Raw genomic sequence first — 14,953 nt, 5'->3', positions numbered from 1 at the left:
TTCCCCCATCACCTTGGCGTTATCCGCAGATTGCAACGATGTCACCCGGCGACCATGCCGGTGGGCCCTTGCCCGCCGAACCACGCGATCATCAGCAAGTTCGAATCCGGGTTTACCCAAGGCACCGTTGGGGTTGGGGTCGATGCGTTTGCGATGATCGGCTTGAAACTCGACACCGGTGGCGGGCGCAACGCTAACGCGGGCAAGCCCGGCTCCCACAGGTTCTGTGGTGTACACAAGTTCGGCAAGCATCGCGGAAAACTGTGGGAGCGGGCTTGCCCGCGATGGCGTCGGCACAGCCAACATCTTCGTCGACTGCCCCCCCGCCATCGCGAGCAGGCTTGCTCCCACAGGGCTATGCAGCCGGCTCGACGTTATCCAACGCCTGATTCACCGCCAATTCTCCCAGCATCACCACTTGTGCAATTCCCAGCAAAGTCTTGCGGTGGCTGCCTTCCAGCAGTGCGGCGAAGTCACCGAGCATGACCGTGGCCGAGGACAATGACTCGCTGGCATTGGCCAGCAGGGATTCGGTGTCGGCTTTGGGATTGGCGAAAAACATCTGGTTGGGGGTGTAGGGCGTGGCCATGACGTGGGCGGTAGGGTTCAGGTAGTAATCGAGCGCACGTTCGGCAGCTTCGTGGAGTTTTTTGGAGTCGAGGGAGGTGTAGGGGGACGTTGAGTCGGCGTCCGCAACGGTGTCTACTTCGGGAGGGTTGGGTGTTGGCTTTTTCATTGTGTTTCTCCGGTCTAGCGGTGGAGCTGGCCCATTCGGTTTCCGAACGAAGGGGTGGCAGCTGTGCGCAGGTTGGAAACCCGGGGAACGGAGAACCCGGTTGACCCGAAGGTCTCCCGCGCACAGCCGCCATAACGGAGTGCACACATTGAAGGTGCGCAAGCATACGTTATGAAAGGCGCTTGTGCGCTCAGTTCGCCTCGGGGTTTCCAATCCCGGTCGCTGAATTGGCAGCGACGTACACAGGCTAGAGACCGGACGTCCGACGGACAACCTGAAAACATTGTGGGAAGGTTCAGCCTTTGCGACACAACTTTTAAACATCCCGAATTGAAATACGATCTGTGTGGTGCGCGGACAAACCGGAATTCCGATTAAAAAACGCACCTGTAGAAGCTGCCGAAGGCTGCGATCTTTTGATTTCTCTTCTAAAAATCAAGATCAAAAGATCGCAGCCTTCGGCAACTCCTACAGGGGACGGTGGTTTCAGTCACCACGGTGCGCACGGGGATCGGATGTCGGTCATGCGCCCTCACCCACCGCGCTGCGACAGTCTCCCGCCACGGTGTATTTGATGGTGTTGAGCTGGCCCCGGGAATCTTCATAGGTCATTGAAGTGGGTACTACAGCGCAGGCAACCCGCGGTCATACGACACTTGCCACTTTCACTACATCCAGTTTCATCCCGTATTCATAGTCTTTCACCACCCGGCGCCGGTTTGCCCTGGTTGGCGGCGTATTGCGCCATGGCTTTGGTATTGGCGCTCAACATCTTCTCGAACGTCCTGTCACCACCACCTTCAGCGAACACATTCAGGGACATCGCCATAACCCCGACAAACGTAATCAACTTAAAGAACTTCATATTCACTTTCTTCAAAAACCGGCTCATAAACAAGCCCGGCATCAGGACTCGATGACGGGCTTGTTCAAACGCGGCACGCTTACAAGTCTTTGGTCTTGTCGTCTTTCTATTCATTCACAACGACGCGGTCGCCCGCCTGCTCTTTGGCGACAAACTTCTCTACCGACCGGTCATTGGCCGCCATCATTTTTTCGAATGCCCGGTCGCCACCGCCTTCAGCCAACACCACGGAAGACATCACCAACGCCGCTGCAAACGCACTCAGTTGTGCACGTTTCATGTTTGATTCCTCGTTTAATTAACTAACGGGATCAAGGTAACAATCCGAACCTTTCGTGACGGTGGCGTGGAGATTACATATCCGTTATGTGGGAGGGGCAGTCATTGCAGAGTATTGATCACTCAGAAAATCTGCAGACCGAGAAATACCTGTGGCGAGGGAGCTTGCTCCCGCTGGGGCGCGAAGCGGCCCTTGCTCTTCATCTGAAAAGCGGGGCCTGCTGCGCAGTCCAGCGGGAGCAAGCTCCCTCGCCACAGGGGTTGTATTCACAAAGTTGGTTTAGGGGGGGAGGTACTTCCTCATCCCGTCGATGGGCTAGCTGATACAACGCAGGCAATATCAACAGCGTGAGAATGGTCGAGGATAGGATCCCGCCGATCACCACCGTTGCCAGCGGACGCTGTACTTGCGCACCGGTTCCGGTTGCCAGGGCCATGGGCCTGGCCATCGTGCGTTCGATCAGGAGCCTGCATCAGGGGTGGCCGAAATTGAAAGCCTGCCCGGTGCGATGACCGTGTTCATACTGGTTTTTCCCAGAAACGAAAATGCAATGTAGATACCGTCTTGAACCTCACCGAGCAAGCGCAGGTTTCGGGTCATAAGACTGGCCCGCATCTTCCCCCTCCTCCCCGATATCCAGAATCCCCTCGCCAGAAAATCAGCCGCGTCCTACATCCCGATCCTGTCTTCGACTTTAACGTAATGACTTGACTGAATTGGGCAGGAACAGAAGCCTTGACCTATTCGATTCTTGTGATAGAAATATACGCAGGTAACGTACAGAACATGGACGCTCTTTTTATCGAATTACCCGTATTTCAAAAGCATCGAAGTGACTACCTGGATGATGATCTGTTTCACCGGTTCCAGCAGGAGCTGCTGCAAAACCCGGAAGCGGGGGATGTCGTCGAAGGCACCGCAGGTCTGCGCAAAATTCGGGTGGTGGATGAGCGGCGAAACAAGGGCAAGCGCGGTGGGCTGAGGGTGATTTATTACTGGCGGTCCGGTTTCGACCAATTCTGGCTCTTTACCTTGTATGGCAAAAACGAACAGGATGATCTGACGCCACAACAGAAAAAACTGCTTAAAGAAATGCTTTATCGAGAAATCAAAGCGAGAACGAGCGATGAAACGTGACATTTTTTCCGAGCTGGTAGAGGGGTTTGAAGCCTTGGCCGATGAGCGCCAAGGTAAAGTCACTCTACGCACGCACAAAGTAAAACTGGCCAAACTGGCTCCGATTACGGCAGAGGAAGTGGTTGGCATCCGCCAGCAACTGAATCTCTCCCGGCCGGTGTTTGCGATGTACTTGCGCACCAACACCCGGACGCTGGAGAACTGGGAGCAAGGACGGGCGAAACCTAATGCTCAGGCGACAACACTGATCCGGCTGGTTGAGCGCTTTCCAGAGACGGTTCAACAATTGGCGGCGCTGACCTGAAGTGTTTGCGGCGTTTTCCATGACGCCTTCGCGAGCAAGCCCGCTCTCATCCTCAGTCTAATTCCTGCGCAAGACACAAGCGGGCTTGCTCGCGAAGGCGGCCCATCAGGCACAAATGAAAACGGCACCTTTCGGTGCCGTTTCGCTTCACGCGGTACAGCTGTTTACTTACGCGCCGCCTCCCACGATTTCAGCAGTTCGGCATAGCTCACGGTTTCGCCTTTAGGCTTCTCGTTCGCCAGTTTCGCTTTCGGCGCACCCGGTTGGTCGAACCAGTACTGTGCATCCCGCTCCGGATTCATTTTCGGCGCGCAGGTGGCTTGAGCCTTCGAGCGTTCCAGACGGGTCATGATCGCGTCCTGATCCTTGGCCAAACCGTCCAGTGCCTGTTGTGGCGTTTTCTCGCCACTGGCCGCTTCGGCTATGTGGCTCCACCACAGTTGCGCCAAACGAGGATAGTCCGGCACGTTGGTCCCGGTCGGGGTCCATTGGACGCGGGCCGGGCTGCGGTAGAACTCCACCAGGCCACCGAGTTTCGGCGCCAGGTCGGTCATGGCTTGCGAGTTGATGTCCGACTCGCGAATCGGCGTCAGGCCGACGATGGTTTTCTTCAGGGACACGGTTTTCGAGGTCACGAACTGCGCGTATAGCCAGGCCGCGAGCTTCTGTTTCTCAGGCGTGGATTTCATGAATGTCCAGGAACCGGCATCCTGATAACCGAGCTTCATGCCCTCCTCCCAGTACGGACCTTTTGGCGAGGGTGCCATGCGCCATTTCGGCGTGCCGTCGGCGTTCATCACCGGCAGGCCAGGTTTGGTCATGTCGGCGGTAAACGCGGTGTACCAGAAGATCTGCTGGGCGATGTTGCCTTGGGACGGCACCGGGCCAGACTCGGAGAAGGTCATGCCCGCCGCTTCCGGTGGCGCGTATTTCTTCAGCCAGTCGACGTACTTGGTGGTTGCATAGACTGCCGCGGGGCCATTGGTATCGCCGCCGCGGGTCACGCTGGAACCGACCGGATGGCAGTCTTCGACACGGATGCCCCACTCGTCCACCGGCAAGCCGTTGGGAATGCCCTTGTCGCCAGCACCGGCCATGGAGAACCAGGCATCGGTGAAGCGCCAACCCAGCGACGGGTCTTTCTTGCCGTAGTCCATGTGCCCGTAGATACGCTTGCCGTCGATTTCCTTGACGTCTTCGCTGAAGAATTTGGCGATGTCTTCATAGGCCGACCAGTTCACCGGCACGCCCAGTTCATAACCGTATTTTTCTTTGAATTTGGCTTTCAGATCCGCCCGCTCGAACCAGTCGGCACGGAACCAGTAGAGGTTGGCGAACTGCTGGTCGGGCAGTTGATAGACCTTGCCGTCCGGCGCGGTGGTGAACGAGATGCCGATGAAGTCTTTGAGATCCAGCGTTGGCGAGGTGTAGGCCTTGCCTTCGTTGGCCATCAGGTCGGTGATCGATTCGGTCTTGCCGTAGCGAAAGTGCGTACCGATCAGGTCCGAATCGTTGACCCAGCCGTCATAGATGTTCTTGTCCGATTGCATCTGGGTCTGCAGCTTTTCCACCACGTCGCCTTCCTGCAGCAAGTCGTGGGTCAGCTTGATCCCGGTGATCTCGGTAAAGGCTTTGGCCAGCGTTTTGGATTCATATTCGTGGGTCGCGATGGTTTCCGAAACCACCTTGATACTCATCCCGCGAAACGGCTCGGATGCCTTGATAAACCACTTAAGCTCTTCCAGCTGTTGTTCAGCAGTCAAGGTGGACGGTTTGAACTCGCTGCCAATCCATTTCTTGGCGGCGTCTTCATAGGCATCGGCCCAGGCTGTAGCACTCAACCCGCTGAGTGCCAGCATGGCTGCCAATGAAACGCTATGTCGCAGCTTATTGTTTTTGTCGAACATAGAGACCTCCTGTTTGATTTTCGGAGCAACATTGCCGAGCAATTCGACTAGCCCCAACGCATCACAGCCAACAGCCACACCAGAGACAACGCGAACGCTACCCAGATGCTCCAGTCGGTGACGCCGATTACCAGCAAATGCAGGTAGGCGCTGCCGAGAAGACCGATAAACAGCCGATCGCCACGAGTAGTAGCAATCGGCAGAAAACCACGCCGAGGGACACTCGGCGAACGCAATTCCCAGGTCGTCATACCCGTCAGGATCAAGGCAATGACGCTGAAGAACGCCGCCGTGGGGCCAGTCCAACTCATCCATTCCATCATCAGTTCCTCATACCCGACCCAGGGCAAAGCCCTTGGCCACGTGGTTGCGAACAAACCAGATCACCAGCATGCCCGGCAGGATGGTCAACACCCCCGCTGCCGCCAGCACACCCCAGTCGATGCCGGACGCCGAGACCGTGCGGGTCATCACCGCCGCGATAGGCTTGGCGTTTACCGAGGTCAGGGTTCGCGCCAGCAGCAGCTCGACCCAGGAAAACATGAAGCAGAAAAACGCCGTGACGCCGATCCCGGAGCCGATCAGCGGGACGAAGATCTTCACGAAGAACTTGGGAAAACTGTAGCCGTCGATGTAGGCGGTTTCGTCAATTTCCTTGGGAACGCCGGACATGAAGCCTTCAAGAATCCACACCGCCAACGGCACGTTGAACAGACAGTGCGCCAACGCTACCGCGATGTGTGTGTCGAACAGTCCTATCGAGGAATACAACTGGAAGAACGGCAGCAAAAACACTGCCGGTGGTGCCATACGGTTGGTCAACAGCCAGAAGAACAGGTGCTTGTCGCCGAGGAACCGATAGCGCGAGAACGCATACGCGGCCGGTAATGCCACGCTCAGCGAAATCACAGTGTTCAGGCTCACGTAGTACAGCGAGTTGAGGTAACCGGTGTACCAGCTCGGGTCGGTGAAGATCACCTTGTAGTTGGCGAAAGTGAAATCCTGGGGAAACAGCGTCAGACCGCCGAGGATTTCGGTGTTGCTCTTGAAGGACATGTTCAGCAGCCAGTAGATCGGCACCAGCAGGAACAGGATGTAGATCAGCAGTGGAATAAGCTTTCTCTTGCTCATGGCGGGCCTCACCGATTGGCGTCAGAGTGAGTCATGGCGGTGTAGAACAGCCACGACACCAACAGGATGATCAGGAAGTACACCAGCGAGAAAGCCGCCGCCGGGCCGAGGTCGAATTGTCCTACGGCCATTTGGGTCAAGGTCTGACTCAAGAAGGTCGTGGCATTGCCCGGACCGCCCCCCGTCAGTACGAACGGCTCGGTGTAGATCATGAAGCTGTCCATGAACCGCAGCATCACCGCGATCAGCAGCACGCTCTTGAGCTTGGGCAACTGGATGTGTCGGAAAACCGCCCAGGCCGACGCTCGATCAATCCGCGCCGCCTGGTAATACACGTCCGGAATCGCCCGCAAACCGGAGAAACACAACAGCGCCACCAGCGACGTCCAGTGCCACACGTCCATCACCAACACCGTGACCCAGGCGTCCATGGTGTTGGATGCATAGTTGTAGTTCAGGCCCATGGCCTTGAGGCTGGCGCCGAGCAGACCAATGTCCGCGCGGCCGAAAATCTGCCAGATGGTGCCGACCACGTTCCAAGGGATCAGCAGCGGTATCGCCAGAATGATCAGCACCAGCGACGACCAGCGGCCCTTGATCGGCATGGTCAGGGCGATGGCGATGCCCAACGGGATTTCGATCAGCAGCACGCAGCCGGAGTAGATGAACTGGCGCAGCAACGAGTCATGCAACCGTGGGTCGAGCAACACCTGCCTGTACCAGTCGGCGCCGACGAAGTAGCGGCTCGACTGGTCGAAGATGTCCTGCACCGAGTAATTGACCACGGTCATCATCGGGATCACCGCACTGAATGCCACCAGCAGGAACACCGGCAACACCAGCCACCAGGCCTTGTTGTTCTGCACCTTGTTCATGGCAGCACCTCCAGCAGGTAATCATCGGCATAGACCATCAGCCATTGCGCCGGAAAACTGATGTAGGCCGTGCCTTCGGGCACCGGTTTGTCTTCGGCCAGGCGTACTTTCAGCGGCGCGCCGTCGAGGTTCAGGCTCATGATCTTGTAGGTGCCCAGGTCTTCAACGTGTACGACCTGCGCCTGCATCGCGTCATCACAGGGTTCGTCCCACACATGAACGAACTCCGGACGAATGCCGACCTTCAGGGTTTTCCATTCGGACTCGGCGATTCGTTTCTGCATCGCGTCGGACAATGGCAAGTGGGTCCCGGCAAAACCGACACCGCCGGCTTGTGGCTGGACCTCGATCAGGTTCATCCCCGGGCTGCCGATGAAATAACCGACAAAGGTGTGGCTCGGCCGCTCGAACAATTCCCGTGGCGTACCGAACTGCACGATCTGCCCGCCATACATCACCGCGATCTTGTCAGCGAAAGTCGAAGCCTCGAGCTGATCGTGGGTGACGTAGACCATGGTGATATTGAACTGCTCGTGGATCTGCTTGAGCTTGCGTCGCAGCTTCCATTTCAGGTGCGGGTCGATCACCGTCAGCGGTTCATCGAAGAGGATCGCCGATACGTCATCGCGCACCAGCCCACGGCCCATGGAGACTTTCTGTTTTTCATCGGCGGTGAGATTGCGCGCCTTCTTGGACAGCAATGCCTGGAGGTCGAGGACTTCAGCGATTTCCTGCACCTTGGTGTGAATTTTCGCCTCGGCCATGCCCTGATTGCGCAACGGGAAGGCCAGGTTATCGAACACCGTCATGGTGTCGTAGACCACCGGAAACTGGAAAACCTGGGCGATGTTGCGCTTTTCCGGGGTCAGTTCGTTGACCACTTTACTGTCGAACAGCACTTGGCCCTGAGACGGACTGAGCAACCCGGAAATGATGTTGAGCAAGGTCGACTTGCCGCACCCCGAAGGCCCGAGCAGCGCATAAGCACCGCCCTGCTCCCAAACGTGGTCCATCTCGCGGATCGCGTAATCCTCAGGGCCGGTCGGCGTAGCGGTGTAGCTGTGGGCAAGGTTCTGCAAACGGATTTCGGCCATCAGGCAACCCTCGCAATGCGGCGACCGGGCGCCTGGACCAGCCGCCCCTGCATATCGAACACAAACAGTTTATGGGTCGGGATATAGATGCGAATCGGCGCATCGACGTCGTATTCGTGAACACCCGGCAAGTGCAGCACCAGCAAAAAATACTCGTTGCGCACGTGCAGGAAGGTTTCCGAACCGCTGATCTCGGCCACCTCGACGGTCACCGCCAGTTCCAGGTCATCGTCGTTGCTCGGCACCAGCGAAATGTGGCTGGGGCGCACACCGAAACGGAACTCGCCCTCGCCCACCGGCCGCAGATCGACGTTCAACGGGAAGTGCACAAAATTGGCGAAACTGACTTCGTTGCCGACGATCCGCCCCGGCATCAGGTTGATCGGCGGCTCGGAGAACAACTCCGCCGCCAGCACGGTTTGCGGCTGGTGATAAACCTCGGAGGACTTGCCGCTCTGAATCACCCGACCTTCGTGAAGAATCGTGGTGGTACCACCCAGCGCCAGGGCTTCGTTGGGTTCCGTGGTAGCGTAAATCGCGATGGTGTGCCGGGCCTTGAACAGCTCGCGCATTTCCTGGCGCAGCTCTTCGCGCAGCTTGTAGTCGAGGTTGACCAGTGGCTCATCGAACAGAATCAGCTCGGCGTCCTTGACCAGCGCCCGGGCCATGGCCGTGCGCTGTTGCTGGCCACCAGAGAGCTCCAAAGGATGGCGCTGGAGGAATTTCTCGATGCGCAACATCTTCGCGGTTTCCAGCACTTTGCTCTGGATCAGCTCATTGGAAACACCGGACTGACGCAGCGGCGAGGCGATGTTCTCGAACACCGTCATGGTCGGATAATTGATGAACTGCTGATAGACCATCGACACGTTGCGTAAACGCACCGGGCGCTGGGTGACGTCGACGCCGTTCATCAGGATGCGACCGCTGTCGGGCTTGTCCAGACCTGCCATCAGGCGCATGAGGCTGGTTTTGCCGGACAGCGTGCGACCAAGCAAAACATTGAACGATCCGGGTTCGAAGTTAAGGCACGCATCATCGATCCAGGTCTGACCCTCGACGGTACGGCTGACGTGCTCCAGGATTAGTGACATGGCTCGGCCTTTTTATTATTGGAGTCAAGCGACTGGAGCACTACAGCGACATTCGTGCCAGAAATTCCAAGCGATTGATCTGGCTTGAAAATCCTTAAAATGAGGTAAAAACAGCGTTCGTTGCTGAACAGAAATGAACAACCGCGACTGAACAATTGAACAGTTCAACGGTTGACAATGAACAATAGTGAACAACACTCTACGGATGCTTTTTACCGTTCCTGGAGCAATGCCAGCGTGCGGAACCTGTGGGAGCGAGCCTGCTCGCTCCCACAGGGAACTACCTATAACAACAATAAAAAGCTTTATTCAGAGGCTGACTGTAATGGCCGCACCTTCCCCCGCGTTATCCCACGACGCCATCATCCAGGACTCCTGGTCCCGCTGCCGCGCGTTTGGGCTCGATCATCAGAGCGCGCCGGCGTTCGATCAGCTGCCGGCCGATGGCATCGCCCAGTTGCTGGAGAGCCAGCATTCACTGGTGCAGACCACCCATCAGGAAGTCCTGCCGTATTACGAGAACATCCTCAGTAACTCCAATTGCCTGATCATGCTCGCCGACAATCAGGGCCAGGTGCTGACGTCCTGGGGTACCCAGCGTTTCATCGAACCGAGCCTGACTCGCGGTTTCAGCGCTGGCGCCAGCTGGATGGAGCGTTGCAGCGGGACCAATGCGATCGGCACCGCGTTGGCCTGCGAGCAGGCGGTGCACATCGAGCACGATGAACATTTTCTCAAGGCCAACCGCTTCATGACCGGTTCCGCCGCACCGATTTTCGATGCCGAGCGCAAAGTGATCGCGGTGCTGGATGTGTCCAGCGACAGCTACCTGCCACCGTCGCACACCTTGGGCATGGTCAAGATGATGAGCCAGACCGTGGAGAACCGGCTGATCCTCAACCTGTTCCATGGCCAGCATTTCCAGCTGACCTTCAACACCGGGCTGAATAACCTCGACAGCCAATGGGCCGGATTGCTGATCTTCGACGAAACCGGTCAGGTGCTGTCGGCCAATCGCCGGGCCGACAACTTGCTGGGCATCAGCCTGTCGCGGGTCAGCGTCGAAAGCCTGTTCAAAGTCTCATTGCTGGAATTGCTGAACCAGCCGGACGGCCTGCCATTTGCCCTGCAAGCCTCGGGGCGCAACCGGTTTCAATGCCTGTTGAAACGACCGAAACAAGCGCCGATTCAGGCTAGGCTATTTTCTGAAACAAAGAGCGTCGAACCCAGCGTGGCGGTGCCCGCCGCGATCAGCCTCAATACCCTGCATTTTGGCGACAGCCGCGTGGAAAAAGCCGTGCGCCAGGCCGAACGCTTGCTGGAAAAGGACATTCCGCTATTAATCCACGGGGAAACCGGGGTCGGCAAGGAAGTCTTCGTCAAAGCCCTGCACCAGGCCAGTTCACGCAGCAAACAGCCGTTCATTGCCGTCAACTGTGCCGCGATCCCCGCCGAACTGGTGGAGTCCGAGCTGTTTGGCTATGAGAAAGGTGCGTTCACCGGCGCCAATCAGAAAGGCAGCATCGGGCTGATCCGCAAAGCCGATAAAGGCACCCTGTTCCTCGATGAAATCGGCGATATGCCGTTGCCGACCCAGGCCCGGCTACTGCGGGTGTTGCAGGAGCGTTGCGTGCAACCGGTGGGCAGCAGCGAGTTGTTCCCGGTGGACATTCGGATCATTTCAGCGACTAACCGCTCATTGCGCGAGCAGGTTCAGCTGGGGCGGTTTCGTGAGGATTTGTATTACCGCATCGGCGGTTTGACCCTGGAACTGCCGCCGCTGCGGGAACGCAGCGATAAAGAAGCGCTGTTCAAACGGCTATGGGAACAGCACCGCGAACCGAGCCAATGGGCTGGCTTGAGCCGTGAAGTGATGGAGCTGTTCAGTCGTCATCCGTGGCCGGGGAATTTGCGTCAGGTCAGCAGCGTGATGCAGGTAGCGCTGGCCATGGCCGAAGAGCAGCCCGTGCGGCCGGAGCATTTACCGGATGATTTTTTTGTCGATCTGGAGATGGAGCCGGTGGATTCTCCGGAGACGTTGGCGGTGGATTTGAATGATGCCGAGGAATTGAATCGGCAATTGCAGGCGGCGGGAGGCAATATTTCCCATTTAGCCCGGAGGCTGGGCGTTAGCCGGAATACCCTGTACAAGCGATTACGTCAGGTTGAGTGACGAAGACCACATGGATTGTGTTCGGCTTGAGACCATCGCGGGCAAGCCCGCTCCCACAGGGATTTGTGTCGTATACAGAACCGGGGTCCACCTCGGTCATTGTGGGAGCGGGCTTGCCCGCGATGGCGCCAGCATGGGCACCGCCGCACTTACACCCTGCACATAAACAAAAACCCGCACAAGGCGGGTTTTGTTTGATCGTTCCCACGCTCTGCGTGGGAACGATCATCAGTCAGCCAATCGCCAGGTCGTCCCGCCCTTGCCGTCTTCCAGCACCACGCCCATGGCGGTGAGCTGGTCGCGGATGCGGTCGGATTCGGCCCAGTCCTTATTGGCACGAGCCGTCAAACGAGCCTGGATCAGTGCATCGACCTCAGCCGCATCAACCCGCCCTTCGGCACCGGCCTGCAGGAAGTCATCGGCTTCAAGTTGCAACACACCCAACACGCTGGCCAATTCTTTCAAACGAGCCGCCAGACCCGCCGCCGCATCGAGATCGCTCTCACGCAGACGGTTGATCTCGCGGACCATCTCGAACAGCACCGCGCAGGCTTCCGGCGTGCCGAAGTCGTCGTTCATCACCTGAGTGAAGCGCTCGACAAAGGCTTCGCCACCGGCCGGCGCCACGTTCGGTAGGCCTTTCAACGCGTGGTAGAAACGCTCGAGCGCGCCTTTGGCGTCCTTGAGGTTGTCTTCCGAATAGTTGATCGCGCTGCGGTAGTGGCTCGATACCAGCAGGTAACGCACGACTTCCGGGTGGTACTTTTCCAGCACGTCGCGAATGGTGAAGAAGTTGTTCAAGGACTTGGACATCTTCTCGCCATTGATGCGAATCATGCCGCAATGCATCCACGCGTTGGCGTAGGTCTTGCCGGTGGCCGCTTCGCTCTGGGCGATTTCGTTTTCATGGTGCGGGAACTCGAGGTCGCTGCCGCCGCCATGAATGTCGAAGGTCTCGCCGAGGCAGCAGGTCGACATCACCGAGCACTCGATGTGCCAGCCCGGACGTCCGTCACCCCAAGGCGATGGCCAGCTCGGCTCGCCTGGCTTGGCGCCTTTCCACAGCACGAAGTCCAGCGGGTCCTGTTTCGACTCGTCGACTTCGATCCGCGCGCCGATGCGCAGGTCTTCGATCTTCTTGCGCGACAGCTTGCCGTAGCCCATGAACTTGGCGACGCGGTAGTACACGTCGCCATTGCCCGGTGCGTAGGCATAGCCCTTGTCTATCAGGGTCTGGATCATCGCGTGCATGCCGGCGATGTGGCCGGTGGCGCGCGGCTCCATGTCCGGTTTCTGGATGTTCAGGCGCGCTTCGTCTTCGTGCATCGCCGCGATCATGCGCTCGGTCAGCGCTTCGAACGACTCACCGTTTTCACGAGCACGATTGATGATCTTGTCGTCGATGTCGGTGATGTTGCGCACGTAGGTCAGGTCGTAACCGCTGAACCGCAACCAGCGGGTCACCAGGTCGAACGCGACCATGCTGCGGCCATGGCCCAGGTGGCAGTAGTCGTACACGGTCATCCCGCAGACGTACATGCGCACCTTGTTGCCATCCAGAGGCTTGAAGACTTCTTTGCTCTTGGTGAGCGTGTTGTAGATCGTAAGCACTTTAATTTCCTTGAATCACTGGCCCCACGAATCACGCAAGGTCACGGTACGGTTGAACACCGGATGACCGGGTTTCGAGTCCTTGATATCCGCGACAAAGTAACCTTCGCGTTCGAACTGGAAACGGTCTTCCGGCTGTGCATTGCCAAGCGAAGGCTCGGCACGACAACCGGTGAGGACTTGCAGCGAGTCAGGGTTGATGTTGTCCAGGAAACTGGCGCTGTCTTCGGCCTTCTCAGGGTTGGCCGAGCGGAACAGGCGATCGTACAGGCGCACTTCACACTCGACGCTGGCCGCGGCCGGCACCCAGTGCACCACGCCTTTGACCTTGCGGCCTTCAGGGTTCTTGCCGAGGGTTTCCGGGTCATACGAGCAACGCAGTTCGACGATGTTGCCATCGGCGTCCTTGATCGCTTCGTCGGCGCGGATCACGTAGCTGCCGCGCAGACGCACTTCGCCAGCAGGCTCCAGGCGCTTGTAGCCTTTTGGCGGCTCTTCCATGAAGTCTTCACGGTCGATGTAGAGCTCACGGGCGAACGGCAGAACGCGCACGCCCATGTCTTCTTTCGGGTGGCACGCCAATTCGAGGTTTTCGACCTGGCCTTCCGGGTAGTTGGTGATCACGACTTTCAGCGGACGCAACACGCACATGGCGCGTGGGGCGCTGTGGTCGAGGTCGTCACGGATGCTGAATTCCAGCATGCCGAAATCGACGACGCCGTCGGAACGGTTGGTGCCGATCATTTCGCAGAAGTTGCGGATCGATTTCGGCGTGTAGCCACGGCGGCGGAAGCCCGACAGCGTGGACATGCGCGGATCGTCCCAGCCATGAACGTGCTTTTCATCGACCAGTTGCTTGAGCTTGCGCTTGCTGGTGATGGTGTAATTCAGGTTCAGGCGACTGAACTCGTACTGACGCGGGTTCGCCGGTACGGGCAGGTTCTCGAGGAACCACTCGTACAGCGGACGATGGCTTTCGAACTCCAGGGTGCAGATCGAGTGGGTGATGCCTTCGATGGCGTCCGACTGACCGTGGGTGAAGTCGTAGTTCGGATAGATGCACCACTTGTCGCCGGTCTGGTGGTGATGCGCGTGACGGATGCGATACATGATCGGGTCGCGCAGGTTCATGTTCGGCGAGGCCATGTCGATCTTGGCCCGCAGCACGCGTGCGCCGTCCGGGAATTCGCCGGCGCGCATGCGGGCGAACCAGTCGAGGTTTTCTTCCACGGAGCGGTCACGGAACGGGCTGTTCTTGCCCGGCTCGGTCAGGCTGCCACGGTATTCCTTGGCTTGCTCAGGGCTCAGGTCATCGACGTAAGCCTTGCCGGCCTTGATCAGCTCTACCGCCCAGTCGTGCAACTGGTCGAAATACTGCGAGGCATAGCGCACTTCACCGGACCATTCGAAGCCCAGCCATTTGACGTCGCTTTCGATCGCGTCGATGTATTCCTGGTCTTCCTTGGCCGGGTTGGTATCGTCGAAACGCAGGTGCGTGACGCCGCCAAATTCCTGGGCCAGACCGAAGTTCACACAGATCGACTTGGCGTGACCGATGTGCAGGTAGCCGTTGGGCTCAGGCGGGAAACGGGTGACGATCTGCGTGTGCTTACCCGAGTCCAGGTCCGCCTGGATGATCGGGCGCAGGAAATTGACCGGCACGGCAGGGCCAGTCTTGGAATTCGAGGTAGGGTCGACAGTGGGCTTGCTCATAGGATCCTTGAACGTACAAGTGCGCGGCCAGTT

General features: G+C 58.1%; 15 protein-coding genes and 2 pseudogenes. 4 read left to right on the top strand and 13 right to left on the bottom strand.

Annotation, left to right across the window (positions count from 1 at the left end):
* Window positions 1-81: 81 nt before the first annotated feature.
* A pseudogene (locus AB3226_RS24295) lies at window positions 82-192 on the top strand (OprD family outer membrane porin); the annotation flags it as partial.
* A 163-nt stretch (window positions 193-355) separates the two neighbouring features.
* On the opposite strand, the gene AB3226_RS24290 reads toward AB3226_RS24295, so the two are convergent.
* From AB3226_RS24290 to AB3226_RS24270, 5 genes and pseudogenes are all read right to left on the bottom strand, one after another.
* The gene (locus AB3226_RS24290) at window positions 356-736 is read right to left on the bottom strand and encodes a DUF6124 family protein (protein WP_367374929.1); all 381 of its coding nucleotides are present in this window, start codon (window positions 734-736) and stop codon (window positions 356-358) included.
* Between the two features lie 522 nt (window positions 737-1,258).
* Window positions 1,259-1,601 (bottom strand): annotated as a pseudogene (locus AB3226_RS24285) (DUF2790 domain-containing protein).
* 106 nt (window positions 1,602-1,707) lie between these two features.
* Window positions 1,708-1,881 (bottom strand): co-regulatory protein PtrA N-terminal domain-containing protein, encoded by a 174-nt coding sequence (locus tag AB3226_RS24280; RefSeq protein WP_367374928.1) that lies wholly within the window; start codon window positions 1,879-1,881, stop codon window positions 1,708-1,710.
* A 199-nt stretch (window positions 1,882-2,080) separates the two neighbouring features.
* Entirely contained in the window at window positions 2,081-2,317 is a 237-nt protein-coding gene (locus tag AB3226_RS24275) for an efflux RND transporter permease subunit (RefSeq protein ID WP_367374927.1), read from the bottom strand.
* Window positions 2,318-2,340: 23 nt separating this feature from the next.
* Window positions 2,341-2,496, bottom strand: coding sequence for a hypothetical protein (locus AB3226_RS24270; RefSeq protein ID WP_367374926.1), 156 nt, complete (start codon window positions 2,494-2,496; stop codon window positions 2,341-2,343).
* Window positions 2,497-2,667: 171 nt separating this feature from the next.
* On the opposite strand from AB3226_RS24270, the gene AB3226_RS24265 reads away from it, so the two are divergent.
* Window positions 2,668-3,018: a toxin gene (locus AB3226_RS24265; protein ID WP_367375838.1), complete on the top strand. Its 351-nt coding sequence runs from the start codon at window positions 2,668-2,670 to the stop codon at window positions 3,016-3,018.
* Window positions 3,008-3,322, top strand: coding sequence for a DNA-binding transcriptional regulator (locus tag AB3226_RS24260; protein ID WP_030130910.1), 315 nt, complete (start codon window positions 3,008-3,010; stop codon window positions 3,320-3,322). The genes AB3226_RS24265 and AB3226_RS24260 overlap by 11 nt, the downstream gene beginning before the upstream one ends.
* A gap of 164 nt (window positions 3,323-3,486) precedes the next feature.
* Here AB3226_RS24260 and AB3226_RS24255 read toward each other — a convergent pair whose 3' ends face one another.
* Genes AB3226_RS24255 through AB3226_RS24230 form a run of 6 tightly spaced genes read right to left on the bottom strand, consistent with a single transcriptional unit; the run spans window position 3,487 to window position 9,423 of the window.
* A complete protein-coding gene (locus AB3226_RS24255) occupies window positions 3,487-5,229 on the bottom strand; it encodes an extracellular solute-binding protein (RefSeq protein ID WP_367374925.1) in 1,743 nt (580 codons plus the stop codon).
* Window positions 5,230-5,276: 47 nt separating this feature from the next.
* Window positions 5,277-5,549 carry a DUF2160 domain-containing protein gene (locus AB3226_RS24250; RefSeq protein WP_258622733.1) on the bottom strand — a complete coding sequence of 91 codons (273 nt, stop codon included), beginning with the start codon at window positions 5,547-5,549 and terminating at the stop codon, window positions 5,277-5,279.
* A gap of 10 nt (window positions 5,550-5,559) precedes the next feature.
* Window positions 5,560-6,360 carry a carbohydrate ABC transporter permease gene (locus AB3226_RS24245; protein WP_007896138.1) on the bottom strand — a complete coding sequence of 267 codons (801 nt, stop codon included), beginning with the start codon at window positions 6,358-6,360 and terminating at the stop codon, window positions 5,560-5,562.
* An 8-nt stretch (window positions 6,361-6,368) separates the two neighbouring features.
* Window positions 6,369-7,235: a carbohydrate ABC transporter permease gene (locus tag AB3226_RS24240; protein WP_123358323.1), complete on the bottom strand. Its 867-nt coding sequence runs from the start codon at window positions 7,233-7,235 to the stop codon at window positions 6,369-6,371.
* Entirely contained in the window at window positions 7,232-8,329 is a 1,098-nt protein-coding gene (locus AB3226_RS24235) for an ABC transporter ATP-binding protein (protein WP_367374924.1), read from the bottom strand. Before AB3226_RS24235 ends, AB3226_RS24240 begins: the two co-directional genes overlap by 4 nt.
* A complete protein-coding gene (locus AB3226_RS24230; RefSeq protein WP_367374923.1) occupies window positions 8,329-9,423 on the bottom strand; it encodes an ABC transporter ATP-binding protein in 1,095 nt (364 codons plus the stop codon). The genes AB3226_RS24235 and AB3226_RS24230 overlap by 1 nt, the downstream gene beginning before the upstream one ends.
* A 325-nt stretch (window positions 9,424-9,748) precedes the next feature.
* Here AB3226_RS24230 and AB3226_RS24225 point away from each other — a divergent pair, with 325 nt between their 5' ends.
* Complete coding sequence (locus AB3226_RS24225; protein WP_367374922.1) at window positions 9,749-11,596, top strand: sigma-54-dependent Fis family transcriptional regulator; 1,848 nt, start codon at window positions 9,749-9,751, stop codon at window positions 11,594-11,596.
* Window positions 11,597-11,824: 228 nt separating this feature from the next.
* Here AB3226_RS24225 and cysS read toward each other — a convergent pair whose 3' ends face one another.
* On the bottom strand, window positions 11,825-13,207 hold the full coding sequence (gene cysS / locus AB3226_RS24220; RefSeq protein ID WP_367374921.1) for a cysteine--tRNA ligase: 1,383 nt from the start codon (window positions 13,205-13,207) through the stop codon (window positions 11,825-11,827).
* A gap of 15 nt (window positions 13,208-13,222) precedes the next feature.
* Window positions 13,223-14,920 (bottom strand): glutamine--tRNA ligase/YqeY domain fusion protein, encoded by a 1,698-nt coding sequence (locus AB3226_RS24215; RefSeq protein ID WP_367374920.1) that lies wholly within the window; start codon window positions 14,918-14,920, stop codon window positions 13,223-13,225.
* Window positions 14,921-14,953: the final 33 nt, after the last annotated feature.

Origin of the sequence: Pseudomonas lini (genome assembly GCF_964063345.1) — a bacterium.
Taxonomy (GTDB): Bacteria; Pseudomonadota; Gammaproteobacteria; order Pseudomonadales; family Pseudomonadaceae; genus Aquipseudomonas; species Aquipseudomonas lini_B.
The sequence above is the reverse complement of the archived record's forward strand: the minus strand, read 5'-3'. Positions and strand labels throughout refer to the sequence as shown.